The sequence below is a fragment of the Rhizobium sp. YAF28 genome (assembly GCF_052113285.1).
Lineage (GTDB): Bacteria > Pseudomonadota > Alphaproteobacteria > Rhizobiales > Rhizobiaceae > Rhizobium.
Genome location: NZ_JBFRCX010000008.1, coordinates 40,829 through 58,597 on the forward strand (window position 1 = coordinate 40,829; position 17,769 = coordinate 58,597).

Sequence of the window (17,769 nt, forward strand, 5' to 3'; positions counted from 1 at the left end):
CGACTATCCCCTCCCCATCGCCGGCGCACAGAGACGCGGCGTCGGCCAAAGAGAGGAAAACCAGTCATGAGCCGCGAATTTTCGCTTACCAGCATTCCCGATCTCAATAGCCGTTACGATATCTACGGCGCCGTCCACAAGGGCCTGCGCAAGGCCGGCTGTGACCTGCTTGGACGCCTCGGCACGGCCGATTTCCACAATGCCGAGGAGACCGGCTTCCTGATCGAGGACCTGCGCCACTACCTGATGCTCGCCGCCTCCCACGTCGGTCATGAAGATGACCACATCCACGAAGCGCTCGCCGCCAAGGGCCTTTCCACCACCACGCTCGACGAACAGCACGACGACCACCGCACTGCCTTCCGTGAACTGGAAGAACTGATCGTCGCCTGGGAAAATGCCTGGCCGCTACACAAGCCGGCCTGTGGGCGTAAGCTTTACCTCGCCTTCGCCGCTTACATCGCTGAAGACTTCGCGCATATGCACGAGGAGGAAACGGTGACTGGCCCACTTCTGTGGCGCAACTTCACCGACGATGAAATGCTGGGTATCGAGATGCGGATCATCGCTTCCCTGCCGCCGGAAAAGAGCATGGCCTTTATGCGCATCATGATCCCGGCGATCAATCCGGCCGAACGTGCTGCGCTGCTCGGAGCCATGAAGAAGGATGCGCCACCGGAAGTCTTCCAAGCTGTCATCGATTTCGCCGTCCGCCCCGCCCTTTCGGTCGGCGACTTCGCGCAGCTCGCCGGCGCATTGCAACTGGCAGCCTGAAAGGCGGGCAGCGGGCGGGAGAAGGCTCGCCCGCTGCCGGTCCAGAATTTCCGGAGAAGACCTATGTGCAAACCAAATGGCGAAGTCGCCATCCCGGCCGTATGTCCGCATCGCGGCGATTGCCGTCACTGTCCCATGCTGTACGCGGTCGCGGCCGAGGAGGTAGCCGAGCGGGTTGATGCGCTCGTCCGGCTAAAACCTCCGACGCCTCACCACCGCCTCGTCTGGAACAGGGAAGACCCGACCGTCGCCCGTGACGACACCATCGATATCGCAATGTCACTGGCGCGGCTTGGGAGGTGAGAGAAGCGCTGGCGATCAATCGATCCAAGTCGCGTCGAACCGGAACGGTCGCTGTTTGGGCCGTCGATTAGAATCCCTTCAAGATGGGCAATGGCCATACGCGACCCCGAACGATTTATGCGATACCGATGCTGGCCATCACCTAAATCGTCTGCGATGGAATACGGCCACTTGCCGCCATCGGGCACTTTCTCAGCGGTGACGAACAATGTGCTGCCCTTGACGTGGGCCGAGCAACTCGAGGATCCATGTTCCGGATGCACCGCGCTCGCGCGCCGCTGCGCCGAGCCTATTCGGCGGCCACATTTTCGTGCGAAGCGTTGCCAGGTTCGAGGAAAAAACGCACCATCTCATTTGTTGCGTCCGGCCCGCGCTGGTCTGTGTACGATCCGCGAGCGTCGCCGCCGAACCAGGCATGCCCGGCGCCTTCGACAAGCCAGTATTCTAGCGCCGGCAACCCTTGCGCATTTGTAACAATTTTTCTGGTGTAGGCACGCTTACCGGGGGAGCGGCCGGTATGAGTTTGAATTGTCCTGGTGGGTTCTGGCGGAATGGCCGCCGCGACTATCCGCTCAGCATTTAAGGGATGGACCGTGCGGTCTGCACCACCCTGAAACACGATCGTGCGAACCTCCGGTGTCGAGCGGTTGCGGGGTTTTGGATCAGATTTGAGAGGCGCATCCCCTCTCATGACGGAGAAGGCCGACATGACGTCGTTTGCCGAACCGCAGGCCAGTCCGGAATGAATGCCCACGGCGCTGTAAAGATCGGGATATGTCTCGCTCATAACCGCGGCCATGGCGCCGCCGGCTGACAGTCCCGCAACAAAAACCCGACTGCGATCGAGGTGGAATTCCGCCATGATCTCCGCGGTAATCCCCGCAATGATCGAGGGCTCCCCTGCATCGCGCTTTTGATCAGAGGGCCTGAACCAGTTCCAGCAGGACGAGGCATTGTCCTTTCCGGTCTGCTGGGGATAGGCAACGAGGAGGCCATGCGCCTCTGCAACGGCGTTCATGCCAGTGCCTGTGGCGAAGTCGTCCGGGCCCTGTTTGCAGCCGTGGAGCATGACGACCAATCCACGTGGCTCGCCCTGTTTGGGTGCCGGTATGTAGAGTTTGTAGCTTCGGATGCCGGCCGCGCAGGCATAGGATCGTGCCAGAAATCGTGCCCCCGACGGCACAGCAGCAGAGAGTTCAGGTATCGATTTGTGCGGGCCCAGGCCCGGCACAGAAGCGAATGCGCCTGCCCGTCCCTCGCGCAGGATGCTAAGTGTCTCGCCAAGGGGCTTTCGCAGCCGATTAAATCCAACACCCTCAAGCGGGTTCGTGGCTCCGGCTGCTTGCGGTGTTTCAGGCTCGATGATCTCGGCGTTCGGATCTATCTGAAAAGGTTTCGAATGATGCGCTCGTGCAGCGTCCGAGATGTCGGGTTCCGTTAAGGCATGAGCGCCGGAGATCGGTCGGCTAGCGAGTGCATCCTGGATCACGCGGGTTGCCTCGGCGAGATTGAAGGATCGCGTCAACGACGTCGCACGCCTCATGGCAATGAGGAAATTGTTCATCGGATGTCCTTGTGGTCGGGCCTTAGCCTAGCGAATACGTTCGGCCAATGCCGATTTCAGTTCCGCACTCGCCTGAAGCGCGCCAAGTACGGTGATCGATTCAATTGTCGCAAGAGCGAGTTCGGGTGTGACGTCCGGGGCGATCCGGGCCAGTCCAAGCACCCTGATCTCAAGCTTTTCTCCAGCGGTCTTCATCGCTTCCAGATCAGCCTTGCTGTAGTCCCTTAGGCCAAGTTCCAGCGTTTGCCTGATGGTGGATTGTTTGACAGCCTCACTCTCGCTGGCAAGCTGGTTTCGAATCGCTGTTCGTATGAAATCGCTGCGATTGGAATAAAAACCCTCCTGCACGAGAAGGTCGATACGACCAAGATCGACGTAGCCGAGATTGATCGTGATTTTTTCCGACTCGCTATTTTTGTCGCGAAGCTTGTAAACGCCGTCAGCCATCATCATCCACCATCCATATAGATGCCATATGGATGTCCTATGGATGGTTTGCAAGGCTTTCAAGTTATAAACTTCGAAAATAAGACGCCAACCGTGAATGTTTGGTAGAGATCGCTCGGATCTTCATTCTGACCCTCAAGGGCTGATCGCTCCTGCCTCCCGTGTCGCGATAGTCCTGTTGTCGAGGCGGCGGTCGGCTCGTTCGACCCCGGAAGGGGGATTTCGCCGTCATCTCGATTTTTGCAATCGCGCCCGCCCTGATTGCTTTGGGAATTATATCAAAAGCTTGGAATAAGGCTTTACGGATGGTGTTACCGCGCATGGACAAAGAGAAACTCGACAAGATTCCGGGCCCTATCGCACTCGTCGTGGATGACGAACCGTTGATACGGATGGATATCGCCGACATCATTTCCGATGCCGGATATTATGTCGTAGAGGCGGCCACGGCTGACGAAGCTCTGGCGTTTCTCGAGAAATATAGCTCGCTCCAGCTGCTCTTTAAGGACGTGCAGACGGGTGGTGATCTCGACGGCTTTGAATTGGCGAGGAAGATCGCCGAGCGGTGGCCGAACATAGAGGTCGTCGTCGCGTCCGGAGCGAGAGCGCCGAAGGAGGGCAAGCTCCCGGGCAATGAGAGCTTCATACGGAAGCCGTTTTCCGCCGAGACCCTTCTTGAAACATTGCAGGAGCACTCCCCGGACGGACCAAGCAAATCCTGGGCATCGCCCTGCTCAGACTACGGGGCAGGGCGCTCACGCTGTTTGTTGGACCTGCGCTGACGCGCCTATAGGGGCATCATCAATGTGAATCGTGTCTCGGACTCGTCCGAATTTACGGAGAGCTTTCCCCCGTGCACTCTGGCGATCTCGCTCGCTATGTAGAGACCATGCTGGCTGCTTCGGACTTCGCCCCGGAAAAAGGGCCGAAACGGTGTCGTCTTCACCTTGTCTGATATCGGCTGGCCACTGTTGGCGACCCAGAGTTCCAGACGGCCTCCGGTCGTCGTCGCGCCGATTTCGATTGGCTTTTTGCGGTCGCCACGAGATCGGCATTATTACCCAAGGTACTCACAATCAGTTTGGCGAATAGCCGGAACATCCCTATCGTCACGGAATTGTCGACCTTGTGAGGTGCCGCGTCGATGGCCCAGCGCGTTCCAAAGAAGCTGCCGTCGCCTCTGATGATCGGCACGGAGATATAGCTTTTCAGGCCGTAGATCGCAGGCGTGTGATGGCCGCGATATGGTAGGTAAGGTAGGCTCTCGTCGACGTCGTCGACGACAATGAAATCGTGACTTTGCCTAATCTCGTGCCTGATCGTCGACTCAACCTTGAGCTCCCCGCCAGCCTTCAGCCCGAAATCGCCATTGTCGAGAATGGCGCATGCAATCCAGCGAATGTCCGTCACCCGAGCGACCGCAGAAAACCCCATCCCGGTTGTCTTGCAGATGACTTCGAGGATCGTCGGCACCTCCGCCATCCGGCCGATAGCCTGGACGTCTACCTGGATGTCATCCATGGTATCGCTTCTTCTGTAGCGTTGTTTTTACAATCTTGGAGTGAGGAAGTCGTTTCATTGAGACATAGGCGGGATGACGATGAGGTGACGACGACGAACGTATTCTCAGCCGACCGACCACGTCATCATCCTAGTCCAAGTTCAGAGTGGCCTTCAAATGCCTGAGTTCGGCGTCCTGTCGAGCCGTCGCCTGTTTGATCACGTCTCGATGGGCAGCATGGTCGCGGCGACAACTGTGTTTAATTCCGTTATCTGGCCCTGCAGCTCATGGATTTCGGTCATCGGAGAGTTCCCTTTCATTGGGTGCCTCGACTGCCTTGGCCGTCACCGCCGACGATGCGGCGGTGACCGTGGGGTGATGGCTGACGGGTTTCGTCAGGGCGTCAGGCGGCCTTTTCGGCATTCTGATTGACGACTTTTGTCGCAATGGACGTGAGAGCAATATCAGTCGCCTGTTCCTCGTCGAGCGTCGTCTGCAGCAGCTTGGCGGCATCCTTCATTCCCAACTCGAGTGCCCATGTGCGCAGGGTGCCATAGCGCGACATCTCGTAATGTTCGACTGCTTGGGCGGCGGCAAGAAGGCCGGCGTCGAGTGCCGGCGTGCCCTGATACTCGTCCATGATCTCTGCGCCTTCCTTGATGATGCCCATCATCGCATCGCAGGTTTTCTGCTCCGGCTTTTTGCCGATGATCTTGAAGACATCTTCGAGACGGGTGACCTGCACCTTGGTCTCGGCAAGGTGCTTCGTAAAGGCGTCCTTAAGCTGTTTGCTGCTGGCTGCGGCATGCATTTTCGGCAGCGTCGCAACGATCTTGTTTTCGGCAAAATAGACGTCCTTCAAGGTGTCGTGAAACAGGACGTCGAGTGTTTTGGTTTGCTTGGCCATCATTGGCTCCTCGGGGTTTGCAATAATTTCTGTGGGACCGGGGCTCCGGTCACGTTCACGGCTGCCGTGAGGCAGCCGTGCATTGGATCAAGCCGTCGGAGGGCGACGGTAGCGGTCGCGTTCCTGTTCGATCTGCTCCGGTCCGTAAGGGTCGAGCGTGTCGTCGAAGCGTGTCCAGCCCTGCTCATTGTAAGCGGCCTTGCGTTCTGCAGGATCGACCCAGTTCGAACGCTTCAGGATCGCTGAGGCTTCCGGAGCAAGGGCATCATCGACCCTGGCTGTGACCAGAGTGCCGCCGCGACGGACCCCTTCGGCGTAGAAGTTGGCGTCGTCCTCAGACACCCCAGAGCCGGTCAATGCTCCGATCAGTCCGCCGGCCGCGCCGCCGGCTACTGCGCCCGCCACGGCACCGACTGCGGTTGCGGCAAGCCAGCCGGCAGCAACCACAGGACCGACGCCTGGAATGGCCATAATGCCGAGCCCGGTCAAAAGACCGCCGGCGCCGCCGACGACGGCACCGAGGCCCGCGCCGGATTCCGCTCCGGTCGCAGCACCGTTAGTGGAGTGGCGATCGTCCGCGTTGTTGGAAACGATGCTGATGTCGTTCGAGGGAACGCCGGTTGCTTCAAGCGCGCTGACGGCAGAACTCGCATCGGTGTAGTCGTCAAAAAGTCCAGTAATGGTTTTCATGAGAGATATCCTTGGGAATTTGAGGCGTGGCGCTACTTCGCGACGACGTTGCCCTGATAGTCGAGGGCGACTATGACGGCCTTGCCGTCCTTCGTGCCTGCTGCCATCCAGATGCCGTTGTCGTCTTTCTTGAGGTTTTTGACTTCGGAAAAGCCGGCCTTCTCGATGCGTTCCTTGGCCTGAGCCTCGGTGAAGCTGTTTGCGCCTGCGACTGGGGCATCCGGGTTTTTCGCATCGGTCGTTGCGACGGGGGGCGTTGTGGTATCGGTGGAGGAAGCAGGGGCCGTCTGTGCGACAGCAGTCAGTGCCGACGCCCCGACGAGCGCCGCCGCTAGGATCATATTTTTCATTGAGGTTTTTCTCTTTCTCTGACCGGGTTCACACGGCCGTGAAGAGACAACCTATCCAGCCAGTATAAGTTCCGTGCACGTTCCCGGAATATGCGGCGTGCCGACCTTCGCACGTCAGAAAAGATGAGGCCTTAGATGAACCTGATGGGGATCGGTTCAAGCGGACAAGATCAGGGCCAACTGCCATACCGAATACGTAAACGGGCCGGAGACATGAATGCATCCGACCAGCAAAAATCAAGCACCGGTCAACATCACATTGCCAATCGGGCGCCATGCAGACATGGCGCGCACCGCGTCTAGAACTCTTCCCAGTTGCCCTCGGTCGTCACCTGTGCTGGCGACGTGCCAAACGCGACTGCGAGCTTCCCACCGAGTGTGCGGGCTGGCGAGGCAGCGGGCTTATTGTTGGTGGTCGAGGCGGGAACCGCTCTATGCGCAATAAGCGTCGCGACCGGGCGCGCCGACGGCCTGGTAGCCGCACGAGCGGCGGAGGCTGCCTTTGTCGCCTGGCCGAGGTTGAACTGGGCCAGACGCCCTGAGAGAGCAGATACCTCCGTCGCCAGCGTATGAGAGGCGGCGTTCGATTCCTCGACCATTGCGGCATTCTTCTGGGTCGACTGGTCCATCTGGTTGACGGCCATGTTGATCTCCATGAGAGCCGTCGACTGCTCGCGGGCGGCCTGGACAACCGCCTGGACATTGATGTCAATCTGCTGCACTTCGGCGACGATCGCCTGCAGTGCTTTGCCCGTCTGGCCGACCAGGCTGACGCCACGCTTGACCTGGTCGCCGGACGAGGTGATCAGCGCCTCAATCTCCTTGGCTGCCGCCGCCGAGCGCTGTGCGAGTTCACGCACTTCCTGTGCGACGACGGCGAAACCCTTGCCGGCTTCCCCAGCGCGCGCCGCTTCAACGCCGGCATTGAGGGCCAGAAGGTTCGTCTGGAAGGCGATGTCGTCGATCACGCCGATGATGTTGGAGATCGACTGAGAGGATTGCTCGATGCCTCTCATGGCCTCAACGGCACTGCGCACCACCTCCCCGGACTTTTCCGCGCCTTCCTTGGTCCGACCAACGAGAGCCCCCGCCTCCTCGGCGCGAAGGGTGGAGTCCTTGACGGACGTCGTGATCTGCTCGAGCGCGGCGGCCGTCTCCTCGACGGAAGCCGCCTGCTGCTCTGTGCGGCGCGCGAGATCATCGGCGCCCGAGCGGATTTCCTCGGAACCGGCTTGGATGATGGCGGCGTTTTCGGAGAAGGAAATCAGGGCTGCCTGGAGCTTTTCCACAGATGCGTTGAAATCGACGCGGATCTCGTCAAGGGAGTCAGTGAATGGCTTTTCCAGCCGCACGGTCATGTCTCCATTCGAAAGGCCGGCGAGTCCGTTCCCGAGTTCGCTCACCGCGAACTTGATCGAATCCTCACGGGCGGCATGGAGGACGGAACGTTCCTGCCGTTCGACCTCCTCGCGAGCCCGTGACGTTTCCGCATCGACTTCGAGCTTGATCTTCTGACGATTGCTTTCCAGCAGGATGCCGAGGGAGCGTGACAGGTCGCCGATTTCGTCCTTGGCATTCTTGTCGCTCAGCTGCACGTCGAGTTGGCCATGGGCGATACGATCGGTCTCGGCGATCACGCCTTCTATGCGGCGGATGAATCTGCGGGCAATGAGCCAGCCTGCGAGACCGAGCAGGAAAGCGGCGACAGCCGTGATCGCAACTGCGCTCCAGACCATGTTATTCAGTTGGGCGAAGACCGTGGATTTGGGCACCGAGACGACCGCATACCAGTTCAGGTCATTCGTGAGCTTTACCGGATAGGCAACCGAAAAATAGGCCTGGCCGTCGGGGCCTGCGATCTCCTGCTCGACACCGGGTCTTGCGATCAACCGATCCCAACCGGCTGTCAGGTCGCCGCCATCGTTGATATTCGTGCCTGCGAGTTTGGCGGAGGGATGGCTGATGATGCTGCCGGCGCCTGTCACGAGACTGAGATAGCCGGTCTCCATCGGGTGGACCGCAGAGATCGCCTTGTTCGCATCGTCGAGCGAAATGTCCATGCCGGCCACACCGAGCGCCTTGCCTTCGACCATGATCGGCTTGGCAACCGAGGTCATCAGCACGTCCTTACCGTCGACGGCGTAAACATAGGGTTCGATGACGACGGTCTTTTTCTGAACAAAGGGAAGCTGGTAGTAGTCGCCGGCGCCCGACACGGTATAATCGACCAGCGGCGTGTGCTGAATCTTGTCGCCACTGCGTACCCAGTAGGGGACATAGCGTCCCGTAGCGTCGTGGCCTTCCTTGTCGACGAAATCGTTGTCTTTGCCGTCGAAGGCATTCGGTTCCCAGCCGCTCCAAACGCCAAGCGCCATCGGATTGTCCTGCAGCGTGTTCCTAAGCAGGGCGTCGGCGGCCGCGCGGTCCGAGTTTCCACTTTCCTTCATCGTCGATAGCGACGTTTCCAGCCCGTTGACGATATTGAGCGCCACGCTCATGGATTTCTCAACGTTGAGCGCGTTGGTGGCAGCGATCTGGAGCATCTGGTCGAGGTTCGATTTGCGCATATCGTTGTAGGCGATATAAGAAAGGACGCCCGATGCAGCGATCGTGGCGACGACACCGCAGGCCGCCACGGAGAAAATATTGCGTCCGGTAGCCGATTTGAACTGCATGCGCTTGCCTCCTCGAGCGGGCATGTGATCGATCGCACCCCGATCTATTCCGTCCCGGCTCCTCTAACCGAGAACTGATTTCGGGACGTGGCTCAACGTTACGAAAATCGTTTGCGAATTAAGGAATATTCGAAGGGGCGTAATTTAGCGTGTATCGTCCGGTATTCGCTGATGAAACGGGCAACCATTCACTGGTTGATTTGCAACAATCTGACGATAAGGTAGCATCGCCTCCACTTGCGCAGAGCATAGAACGGGACCGATTTGAGCGGCTTTCGAAAACGCAGTTTCGCGCCAAGTGAGCATGGCGACGCGTGGCGAGCCCGACGCGGAAGCCGAATTCTCGGATCCCGCGCGTGCCAGCGCGTCGCGAAGCTGAAACTCCGATGCGCTTCTTTGTCTCCTTGGGCGAACCCGCGGGACTGATGGGCTGGCGTACGTCCAGGAGATCCGCAACCACGTCGGGCAATGTTGCCCCTTTTGCTTAAGCCTCTCACGCCCTTCTCACAAAGCTGTGCTCCAGCGACCGATATGATTTCAGCGTCCCTCACGGGCTCCAATCCCGCATATCGATTGGCCTCTGTCAGCCAAGGGCCGCATCTGCTGCCCCGTCGGGTTGCCATGCTCGATCTGCAGCCGGCAGGCGAGGACGAGCAACTCGAATAACGGCGGCGGCCGGCACGACAACTCGGCCATTGAGGCCTGTTCACCTGATAGGGTTAGCGCGGTATGTATTGTAGAATATGCGGATATACGCATAATTTCTGTGGCTGACGCTGCCAGCAAGATCGGTCGAGGCTCTGGAGGATACCATGGAAGCAAGTGTTGAGGACGCCCATTCTGGCGTAGTGTCGCCCGAACTCGTGGTCGATGCGCTGTTTGCATGCCGAAAGACAGCAGCGATCAGGGCGGCCATCGAGCTCGATCTCTTTACTCATATCGGCGAGGGCAAAACGGCAGCATTGCTGGCGTCGGCGACAAGCGCCTCGGAGCGTGGAGTGCGCATCCTGTGCAACTACCTCGTGGTACATGGTTTCCTGACGAAGGAGAGCGGACAGTACCGAATGACACCCTCGACCAGAATGTTCCTCGATCGCAATTCGCCAGCCTATATGGGCTCTGCCGTCGAATTCACCGCCGCACCTGAAATACTGGATAATTTTCTGCGCGATCCGGCCGCCGTCGTGCGAAACGGCGGTTCGGCCGGGCTTGCGAACATGTCGGCAGACAACCCCGTTTGGGTGAAATTTGCGCGCGGCATGGGCTCCTTTACCGGACTGAGCGCCAAGGCACTGGCTGGCGAGATCTCCGGCTGGCCGAGGCCTCCCAAAAAGGTTTTGGACATCGCTGCAGGTCCAGGCGTTTTCGGGATCGAAATTGTGAAGGCCCTTCCATCGGCGGAGATCGTCGCCGTCGACTGGGCCTCCGTATTGGAGCTGTCGAGGCAGAATGCGGAAAAAGCCGGAGTGGCCGATCGGTACCGGACGATCGCCGGCAGTGCCTTCGATGTGGAATGGGGCACGGGTTATGATCTCGTGCTACTTCCGAATTTTCTGCACCACTTCGATTTGCCGACATGTGCCCAACTGTTGCGAAGGATCATCGCGAGCCTTGCTGAGGATGGTCGGATCGTCGCGGTTGATTTCGTGCCTAACGAAGATGGCGTGTCGCCGCCTTTCCCCGCGGCCTTCTCCTGGGAGATGCTTGCCGGCACACCGGCCGGTCAGGCTTATACGCAAAATGAGCTGACTGAGATGCCAAGACTGGCCGGCTTTGCTGGCGTCATGGTCAAACCGCTACCGCCAACTCCGGCAAGCCTCATTCTTTTTGAATAGCCGGCGACAGTCGCCTGCGCCGCCTGGCCGACACGCGCCGGGTCGCCCAGATCATGCTTTTCCAGGACGTGAGGACCAGACGCGAGGTCTAATACAACCGCGCTTTCAGCCTATTGTCAGGATTCGATGTTAAAGTTTTGTGACGCATTGTGGGCGGGGGAATGACGCGTCCAATTTCCATTCATCGACCTGGGAGCGGATATGACCGAACAGTCTAACCGTCTAATATTGCATACCAATTCGCGAGACGAAGTTTTTGCTGAAGAACACGATTCCGTTGCCGACTTTTCGTTCAACTCGACCGTCGCGAATGTCTTTGACGATATGGTCAGCAGATCGGTTCCTTTTTATGGCGAGATGCAACGGATGGTTTGCGAGCTCGCCAGGGATTTCGCACAGCCTCAGTCGAAACTCTATGACATCGGCTGCTCCACGGCTACGACCCTTCTGGCGCTGGACCGTGAAGTCGACAATCACATCGATTTCGTCGGGATCGACAATGCTCCGGAGATGCTGAAGAAAGCTGCCGAAAAGATTGCCGAGTCAGGAACCAACCGCTCAATCGATCTTCACACGGTCGACCTTCATCGCGGCTTCTCGATTGAGAAGGCAAGCGTCGTAACGATGGTGCTGACGCTGCAGTTTGTTCGTCCACTCTACCGCGAGCGGGTCATGCGGACGATTTACGACGGGCTCAACGACCAGGGGTGCCTGCTCCTGGTTGAAAAGCTGACCAGTGAAGACACGACATTCAACCGCTTGTTTATTGATCACTACTACGATTTCAAGCGACGGAACGGTTACTCCACCATCGAGATCTCGAAGAAGCGGGAGGCGCTGGAAAACGTCCTTATTCCTTACCGCTTGGAGGAAAACATCCAGCTCCTTCGTGAGGTCGGCTTCAAGAGCACAGAGGTCTTCTTCCGCTGGTACAATTTCTGCGGGATCGTCGCAATCAAGTGAGCATCATGAAAGACATCATGCTGAGGATCGGCACGTTCCTCTTCAAGTATCGCAATCAGGCTTTCCCGCTGATCATCATAGCGCTTTTTATCGCCGCGCCGCCGTCGACCGCGCCATGGGGAAATCCTGCGCTTGAACAGGCGAAGGACGCGCTGGCCCTGCTCATCGTGGTCAGTGGGCTGATCTTGCGGGCAAGCGTTATTGGCTATGCCTACATCAGGCGGGGCGGCTTGAACAAACGTGTTTACGCCGATGAGCTTGTCACCGAGGGCATGTTCGGCGTCTGCAGAAATCCGCTCTACGTAGGCAACATGCTGATCTACGTCGGACTGTTCGTCTTCCACGGCAATCCGGTCGTGATCGTGGTCGGATGTACTCTCTTTGCCTTTTTCTACCAGTGCATTGTCTACGCCGAAGAGGCTTTCCTCCATGATAAGTTCGGCTCAGCCTACAAAGCCTACTGCCGAGATGTCCCGCGATGGACATTTAAGCGCGGCGCCTTTGACGAATCGACGAGGGGGATGGCGTTCAACCTGAAACGGGTCGTGGCGAAGGACTATTCCACGGTGTCGTCAACCTTTATCGCACTGTTGGCAACCGAGTTTTACAGGGTCGCAGTCGGCTCGATTACGGAACAGGAAGAGGCCCGTGCGATCGTGCTGGTATTGCTGCTTGCGGCCGTTCTCGCCCTCACAGGCTTAGTCAGCGCTTTCAAAAAGCGTGGCGTATTTAAAGAAATCTAATCCGAAAGTATCCAATGAGACTTGCATTGCGTCTTTCCGCCGTGCTTCTGGCGGGCATTGCGTTTTCCGCGCTTGCATCGGTGGCCGGCACAGCTTCGGCCGAGGATCTGGAATTTTCCATCTATGGCGGTTACCAGACGGCGCCGCATAGCCACGTCGATGTTTCCGACGGCACCTCCTTCAGCGCCGGCTGGGAGGGCAAGTCGTTCGGCAGCCCACCCTATTACGGCGGCCGCGTCACCTGGTGGCTGGGCGACTTCAACCTGCCGAACTGGGGCGTGTCGCTCGACTATACCCATGACAAGGTCTATGCCGATGACGAGACCATGGCACGTTCGCCGGGCTGGACGCATTTCGAATTCACCGACGGCCTGAACCTCCTGACGGTCAACGGCCTCTACCGCTTCAAGGACCCGGCCCGCCGCTGGACCCCCTATCTCGGCGCCGGTGTCGGGGTAAACATTCCGCACGTTGAAGTCACCCGTCCGCAGGGCACGACCTTCGACTATGAGTTCGGCGGTGTAACTTTCCAGGCGCAGGCTGGCGTCGACTTCCGCGTCACCGATAACTGGTCAACCTTCGTGGAATACAAGGGCACCTATTCGCGCGTCGACGTTCCGATCGACAGCGGCGACCGCCTGAAGACGAACATCGTCACCAACGCCGTCAATGTCGGTATTTCCTACCACTGGTAAAACACGAGGAAGCGATCAGCGCTGACCTTCAGATGCTGGTCGCTTGTCCGCACGACCGTCTGGGATCAGGGGATGGACGGGTTCTCGATAGCCGCAACGACGCCTGAGAGTGCTACGTTGGCAATGGTCTGGTATGACACCGCCATCGAGCGCTCTCCAAGGCGTAAGGCTGGAAGGAATAGATCGTGCGTATTCTCTTGATCGAGGACGACGACATCATCGGCGATGCGGTCCGGGACCATACGAACACGGCAGGTTATGCGACGGACTGGGTCCGTACGATCATCGACGCAGAAGCGGCGAGCAAGTCCATCGACTACGGCCTGGTCCTCCTTGACCTGCAGCTTCCCGATGGCAACGGCCTGGTCTTCCTTGAATATTTTCGGGCAAGGGGAGGTGACGCTCCGGTCATCGTCCTGACCGCTCGAGATCAGATATCCGACCGCATCGCCGGGCTGAACGCCGGCGCGGACGATTATCTGATCAAGCCCTTCAATCTCGACGAACTCGAAGCTCGAATCCTTGCCGTCCGGCGTCGCTACGAGGGACGTCGGCAAAACACCATTCAGATAGCAGATCTCGTGATCGAGCGATCGACGCACTCTATCAGCGTGGCCGGACAGGACGTTCAGTTGACGCCGCGCGAATGGGCATTGCTGGATCTCCTCGTCGAGCGACCGGGAAAGCTCGTTGCGCTGAAACGGATCGAGGATGCCCTCTATGCGTTTGGCGAGGAGGTCGAGAGCAATACGGTGCAGGTGTACATCAGCAGGCTTCGCAAGAAGATTGGGATGGAGAAGATCAGGACAGCCCGCGGCATCGGCTATATGCTGTCAGTTGAATGACGAGGAACCGCAGCATCATCCGACCCCTCATGGCCGCGCTCACGGGCGCGCTGGTCGCGTTCTGGCTTGGTGCGATCGGGCTTGGCATCTTCGTGATGCGGAGTGAGTTCGACGAGATCTTCGACAACGCGCTTGAGGAAACCACCGAACGGCTGCTGGCGATCGTGGAGGAGGGGCACCTGCCGAATGTTCAGGGCGGTGAGCAGCCCGAGCGGGCGCCGCCCACGACGTCGAAACATGAATATCTCGTCTACCAGGTTCGAACCGCCGACGGAGTGGTTGTCTTCCGTTCGAAAGACGCTCCCGTCGAGCCATTCGATGCCCCACTCACTGTCGGCTTCCATGATTCTGAAAAATATCGCTTTTACACCGCGAAGAGCTCGCACGGCGCTCTTTTCCTTCAGACGGCCGACCGGTTGAGCCACCGACGTGAGGCCGTGCGGGAAAGCGCTGTCACGATGCTTATCCCGCTCGCCATTCTGCTGCCTGTCAGCGTCCTGTTGATGATGTGGATTGCGAGACGCGCAGTAGATCCCATCAACAAGCTGCGCACAGCGATCTCGGAAAAGGACGGTGGCAACCTTTCTCCTGTCGAGACGGAGACGATTCCACGAGAATTGAGGCCGATCGCTCAGTCAGTGAATCTGCTGCTGCAGCGCGTGAAGGCGACCATCGATGCGGAACGGGAATTCGCCACCAACAGCGCTCATGAGCTTCGGACACCTGTAGCCGGGGCCTTGGCGCAGACACAGAGACTTCTTGCCGAGTTGCCGGACGAAGCGTCGAAAGCTCGCGCACGGAACATCGAGGCCGCGCTCACCAAGCTTGGGCGCACATCGGAAAAACTTCTGCAGCTTGCTCGAGCCGACGCGGGTCTTGGGCAGACGGCCACGGTGACCGATCTCCGCAAGGTGCTTGACCTGATCGTCCGCGACTATCAGCGCAATCCTGCAACGGGCAAGAGGCTTACCTACTCCGCTTCGGCAGATCCCCTGATGCGTGCCGTCGATGTGGACGCCTTCGGGATCGTCGCAAGCAATCTCATCGAAAATGCGATCCTGCACGGAAGTCCGGGAGGCACGATCGGCGTTTCGGTCGATGATGATGGTAGTATCAGTATCGCCAATGACGGCCCGGTGCTTTCTGCGGCCGAACTGGAAAGCCTGAAAGTTCGGTTTCGCAGAGGTGCGACCGTTGCCAAGGGCGCCGGCCTCGGACTTGCCATTGCCGATACGATCGTTCGCCAGATGGGTGGAGTATTGGAGCTCCGCTCGCCAGCGAGCAGCCGTGGAGATGGTTTCGAGGCCCGGATCGTTCTGCGGCGATGAGCTTCAGGTCGCCCTTTGGGTCCACATCTGACGACGAGTTGTCTGCGGGCGAACTGGTGGGCGAGCCAAAAGGCGAATGCGGCGCCACCAGTCCAGCCCATCATCGTATCGCTTGCCCAATGCGCCGATCACCTGCCGGAAGAAGCAGATCGAGACGCCGAGCGCGATCACGAAAGGCCTGAGCGCCGACCGCATCGACTTGATGCTGAAAGCTCAGATACGCTTCTTTATTTTGGAGGGTGCCTGCGAGATCGCAGAGCATTCGGGATACGCTCAAAGACCTCCGACTGGACATATACTCCGCATCGTACGGTCGGAGCCGAAGATTATTGGGCTCTCTGCGAACCGTGCCTCACCGTGCCGGTCGGCGCAAATTGCCGGTCATCAAAACTTCGTCTGACCCCATCGTCACAAGCATCATGCTAGGGAATGGTCATGCAGTCGTCGCCGTCGGGTGCGGCTGGAAGTTGCATTCCAAATACCGAGATGCTCATGGATCTGGAAAAGATAAAGACCTTGATCGACTGCGTTGGGCGGTCGAACGTCACTGAGCTGACGGTCACACAGAAGGACACGACCGTCCGGATCTTTCGCCTCAACGATCAGGCAGCCGCGCCCGCTCCGGTCTTATCTGACCCTTCCAAGGACGCGGTTACGGGACCGGTAACGGCCGACACCGCCGCGGTGACAGTCAGGGCGCCCATCTTCGGCATCCTCCACCGCGCTCCCTCTCCCGGCGAACCGGCGTTCGTGCAGTTGGGCGAGACCGTCGAGGAAGGTCAGACGCTGTTCATCATCGAGGCCTTGAAGGTATTCAACCGCATTACCTCTCCGCGCGCGGGACGCATCACGCGTCTGTCCGAGATCGACGGTGGCGAGGTGGAGACCGGTGACCTCCTTGCGGAGATCACGGCATGAGGCAGTCTTCCGACAGTGCAGCGGCGCCTCTCCGGTTCGATACCGTGATGATCGCCAACCGCGGCGAGATCGCAACGAGGATCCAGCGTGCCTGCCACGCTCTTGGGATCAAGACGGTCATGATCTGCTCGGAGGCGGATAGGCAGGCGCCATACCGGCGCGACGCTGAACACTTCCTCTGCGTGGGACCTGCTCCGGCGGCAAAGAGTTATCTCAATCAGGATGCAATCCTGCTTGCCGGCCGGCTGACCGGTGCCGGCGCCATTCATCCCGGATACGGTTTCCTGCCGGAGAAGGCGGCTTTTGCGGAGGCGGTCGAAAGAGCCGGCCTCGTCTTCATTGGACCGCCAGCCTCGGCCACCGCAACAATGGGTGACAAGATTGCCGCAAAGCGGGCGATGATCGCAGCCGGCGTTCCCTGCGTGCCCGGGCCGGACACGGCCCTTCCGGAAGACCGGGATGTGATCGAACGCACCGCCCGTAAGATCGGATACCACGTCATCATAAAGGCCGCTGGCGGTGGTGGCGGTCGCGGCATGCGCGTCGTTGCCGATGCGGGGCAGCTGCATGAAGCCGTCGCGCTGACCCGCGAGGAAGCGCGACAGGCCTTCGGCTCGGCCGAGCTCTACATGGAAAAATTCCTCCAGCATCCTCGTCACATCGAGATCCAGGTCCTCTGCGACAACAACGGAAATGCTCTCTGGCTCGGCCATCGGGACTGCTCTATGCAGCGTCGCCATCAGAAAGTGGTCGAGGAGGCGCCAGCCCCGGGTATCTCGCCGCGGATCACCGATCCCGTCGGGCTGGCCTGCGTGGAGGCCTGCCGTCAGATCGGCTATCGCGGCGTCGGGACTTTCGAGTTTCTCTTCGAGGACGGCAGGTTCTATTTTATCGAGATGAATACGCTCCTGCAAGTCGAACATCCTGTCACCGAAATGACGAGCGGTCTCGACATCGTCCAGGAGCAGATCAAGGTCGCCCAGGGCTGCCGTCTGGAGATCGATCAAGCCGAGGCCCGATGCACCGGCCATTCGATCGAATGCCGTATCAATGCCGAGGATCCGGATAGCTTCCTGCCGTCGGCCGGGATGATCGGTCGTCTGACACTTCCCGAAGGTGAGGGCGTGCGGGCGGTCTTCGGGTTGGCGCGATCTGTCCGCTATCTGTCCGCAATCGGCATTTCGCAGTATGGTGTTGTCGGTAGACTGTCTTCACGCTCATCCCTTGGAGA

The 17,769-nt window shown here is 59.1% G+C and carries 18 protein-coding genes and 1 pseudogene; 11 read left to right on the top strand and 8 right to left on the bottom strand.

Going from position 1 to position 17,769, the window contains the following annotated elements; genetic code table 11:
* Positions 1-66 precede the first annotated feature (66 nt).
* Positions 67-774 carry a hypothetical protein gene (locus AB4Z13_RS19035; RefSeq protein WP_113320994.1) on the top strand — a complete coding sequence of 236 codons (708 nt, stop codon included), beginning with the start codon at positions 67-69 and terminating at the stop codon, positions 772-774.
* 63 nt (positions 775-837) lie between these two features.
* A complete protein-coding gene (locus AB4Z13_RS19040) occupies positions 838-1,077 on the top strand; it encodes a hypothetical protein (protein WP_442206512.1) in 240 nt (79 codons plus the stop codon).
* A gap of 289 nt (positions 1,078-1,366) precedes the next feature.
* Here AB4Z13_RS19040 and AB4Z13_RS19045 read toward each other — a convergent pair whose 3' ends face one another.
* On the bottom strand, positions 1,367-2,641 hold the full coding sequence (locus AB4Z13_RS19045; RefSeq protein WP_442206513.1) for an extracellular catalytic domain type 1 short-chain-length polyhydroxyalkanoate depolymerase: 1,275 nt from the start codon (positions 2,639-2,641) through the stop codon (positions 1,367-1,369).
* Positions 2,642-2,668: 27 nt separating this feature from the next.
* Positions 2,669-3,088, bottom strand: coding sequence for a CopG family transcriptional regulator (locus AB4Z13_RS19050; protein ID WP_113320992.1), 420 nt, complete (start codon positions 3,086-3,088; stop codon positions 2,669-2,671).
* A gap of 320 nt (positions 3,089-3,408) precedes the next feature.
* Here AB4Z13_RS19050 and AB4Z13_RS19055 point away from each other — a divergent pair, with 320 nt between their 5' ends.
* Complete coding sequence (locus AB4Z13_RS19055) at positions 3,409-3,870, top strand: response regulator (protein WP_442206514.1); 462 nt, start codon at positions 3,409-3,411, stop codon at positions 3,868-3,870.
* A gap of 5 nt (positions 3,871-3,875) precedes the next feature.
* Here the strand turns inward: AB4Z13_RS19055 and AB4Z13_RS19060 are convergent, their stop codons facing one another.
* The 6 genes from AB4Z13_RS19060 to AB4Z13_RS19085 all read right to left on the bottom strand — a co-directional run bounded on the left by AB4Z13_RS19060 (position 3,876) and on the right by AB4Z13_RS19085 (position 9,211).
* Positions 3,876-4,112, bottom strand: a complete 237-nt coding sequence (locus tag AB4Z13_RS19060) for an ATP-binding protein (protein ID WP_442206646.1) — start codon at positions 4,110-4,112, stop codon at positions 3,876-3,878.
* Positions 4,031-4,609, bottom strand: a complete 579-nt coding sequence (locus AB4Z13_RS19065; protein ID WP_442206515.1) for a hypothetical protein — start codon at positions 4,607-4,609, stop codon at positions 4,031-4,033. The genes AB4Z13_RS19060 and AB4Z13_RS19065 overlap by 82 nt, the downstream gene beginning before the upstream one ends.
* 383 nt (positions 4,610-4,992) lie before the next feature.
* Entirely contained in the window at positions 4,993-5,496 is a 504-nt protein-coding gene (locus AB4Z13_RS19070) for a ferritin-like domain-containing protein (RefSeq protein WP_113321123.1), read from the bottom strand.
* Between the two features lie 87 nt (positions 5,497-5,583).
* Positions 5,584-6,186, bottom strand: a complete 603-nt coding sequence (locus AB4Z13_RS19075; RefSeq protein WP_113320991.1) for a general stress protein — start codon at positions 6,184-6,186, stop codon at positions 5,584-5,586.
* A gap of 32 nt (positions 6,187-6,218) precedes the next feature.
* Positions 6,219-6,536, bottom strand: coding sequence for a PepSY domain-containing protein (locus AB4Z13_RS19080; protein WP_113320990.1), 318 nt, complete (start codon positions 6,534-6,536; stop codon positions 6,219-6,221).
* Positions 6,537-6,835: 299 nt separating this feature from the next.
* On the bottom strand, positions 6,836-9,211 hold the full coding sequence (locus AB4Z13_RS19085) for a methyl-accepting chemotaxis protein (RefSeq protein WP_442206516.1): 2,376 nt from the start codon (positions 9,209-9,211) through the stop codon (positions 6,836-6,838).
* 812 nt (positions 9,212-10,023) lie between these two features.
* Here AB4Z13_RS19085 and AB4Z13_RS19090 point away from each other — a divergent pair.
* The 8 genes and pseudogenes from AB4Z13_RS19090 to AB4Z13_RS19125 all read left to right on the top strand — a co-directional run.
* Positions 10,024-11,046, top strand: a complete 1,023-nt coding sequence (locus tag AB4Z13_RS19090) for a class I SAM-dependent methyltransferase (RefSeq protein WP_442206517.1) — start codon at positions 10,024-10,026, stop codon at positions 11,044-11,046.
* 201 nt (positions 11,047-11,247) lie between these two features.
* Positions 11,248-12,009 carry a carboxy-S-adenosyl-L-methionine synthase CmoA gene (cmoA, locus tag AB4Z13_RS19095; protein WP_113320986.1) on the top strand — a complete coding sequence of 254 codons (762 nt, stop codon included), beginning with the start codon at positions 11,248-11,250 and terminating at the stop codon, positions 12,007-12,009.
* A gap of 5 nt (positions 12,010-12,014) precedes the next feature.
* Positions 12,015-12,752 carry a methyltransferase family protein gene (locus tag AB4Z13_RS19100; protein ID WP_442206518.1) on the top strand — a complete coding sequence of 246 codons (738 nt, stop codon included), beginning with the start codon at positions 12,015-12,017 and terminating at the stop codon, positions 12,750-12,752.
* 14 nt (positions 12,753-12,766) lie between these two features.
* A complete protein-coding gene (locus AB4Z13_RS19105) occupies positions 12,767-13,447 on the top strand; it encodes an outer membrane protein (protein WP_439018444.1) in 681 nt (226 codons plus the stop codon).
* 185 nt (positions 13,448-13,632) lie between these two features.
* Entirely contained in the window at positions 13,633-14,292 is a 660-nt protein-coding gene (locus tag AB4Z13_RS19110) for a response regulator (RefSeq protein ID WP_113323926.1), read from the top strand.
* 29 nt (positions 14,293-14,321) lie between these two features.
* Positions 14,322-15,620: an ATP-binding protein gene (locus AB4Z13_RS19115; protein WP_442206519.1), complete on the top strand. Its 1,299-nt coding sequence runs from the start codon at positions 14,322-14,324 to the stop codon at positions 15,618-15,620.
* Positions 15,621-16,112: 492 nt separating this feature from the next.
* Positions 16,113-16,538, top strand: a complete 426-nt coding sequence (locus tag AB4Z13_RS19120) for a biotin/lipoyl-containing protein (RefSeq protein ID WP_113323931.1) — start codon at positions 16,113-16,115, stop codon at positions 16,536-16,538.
* Positions 16,535-17,668, top strand: a pseudogene (locus AB4Z13_RS19125) (ATP-binding protein); the annotation flags it as partial. The gene AB4Z13_RS19120 and the pseudogene AB4Z13_RS19125, both read left to right, overlap by 4 nt.
* Positions 17,669-17,769: the final 101 nt, after the last annotated feature.

Excerpts from the sequence above, each read along its gene's own strand:
- AB4Z13_RS19035 (WP_113320994.1), top strand. The coding sequence starts at position 67 with ATGAGCCGCGAATTTTCGCTTACCAGCATTCCCGATCTCAATAGCCGT.
- AB4Z13_RS19040 (WP_442206512.1), top strand. The coding sequence starts at position 838 with ATGTGCAAACCAAATGGCGAAGTCGCCATCCCGGCCGTATGTCCGCAT.
- AB4Z13_RS19045 (WP_442206513.1), bottom strand. The coding sequence starts at position 2,641 with ATGAACAATTTCCTCATTGCCATGAGGCGTGCGACGTCGTTGACGCGA.
- AB4Z13_RS19050 (WP_113320992.1), bottom strand. The coding sequence starts at position 3,088 with ATGGCTGACGGCGTTTACAAGCTTCGCGACAAAAATAGCGAGTCGGAA.
- AB4Z13_RS19055 (WP_442206514.1), top strand. The coding sequence starts at position 3,409 with ATGGACAAAGAGAAACTCGACAAGATTCCGGGCCCTATCGCACTCGTC.
- AB4Z13_RS19065 (WP_442206515.1), bottom strand. The coding sequence starts at position 4,609 with ATGGATGACATCCAGGTAGACGTCCAGGCTATCGGCCGGATGGCGGAG.
- AB4Z13_RS19070 (WP_113321123.1), bottom strand. The coding sequence starts at position 5,496 with ATGGCCAAGCAAACCAAAACACTCGACGTCCTGTTTCACGACACCTTG.
- AB4Z13_RS19075 (WP_113320991.1), bottom strand. The coding sequence starts at position 6,186 with ATGAAAACCATTACTGGACTTTTTGACGACTACACCGATGCGAGTTCT.
- AB4Z13_RS19080 (WP_113320990.1), bottom strand. The coding sequence starts at position 6,536 with ATGAAAAATATGATCCTAGCGGCGGCGCTCGTCGGGGCGTCGGCACTG.
- AB4Z13_RS19085 (WP_442206516.1), bottom strand. The coding sequence starts at position 9,211 with ATGCAGTTCAAATCGGCTACCGGACGCAATATTTTCTCCGTGGCGGCC.
- AB4Z13_RS19090 (WP_442206517.1), top strand. The coding sequence starts at position 10,024 with ATGGAAGCAAGTGTTGAGGACGCCCATTCTGGCGTAGTGTCGCCCGAA.
- cmoA (WP_113320986.1), top strand. The coding sequence starts at position 11,248 with ATGACCGAACAGTCTAACCGTCTAATATTGCATACCAATTCGCGAGAC.
- AB4Z13_RS19100 (WP_442206518.1), top strand. The coding sequence starts at position 12,015 with ATGAAAGACATCATGCTGAGGATCGGCACGTTCCTCTTCAAGTATCGC.
- AB4Z13_RS19105 (WP_439018444.1), top strand. The coding sequence starts at position 12,767 with ATGAGACTTGCATTGCGTCTTTCCGCCGTGCTTCTGGCGGGCATTGCG.
- AB4Z13_RS19115 (WP_442206519.1), top strand. The coding sequence starts at position 14,322 with ATGGCCGCGCTCACGGGCGCGCTGGTCGCGTTCTGGCTTGGTGCGATC.
- AB4Z13_RS19120 (WP_113323931.1), top strand. The coding sequence starts at position 16,113 with ATGGATCTGGAAAAGATAAAGACCTTGATCGACTGCGTTGGGCGGTCG.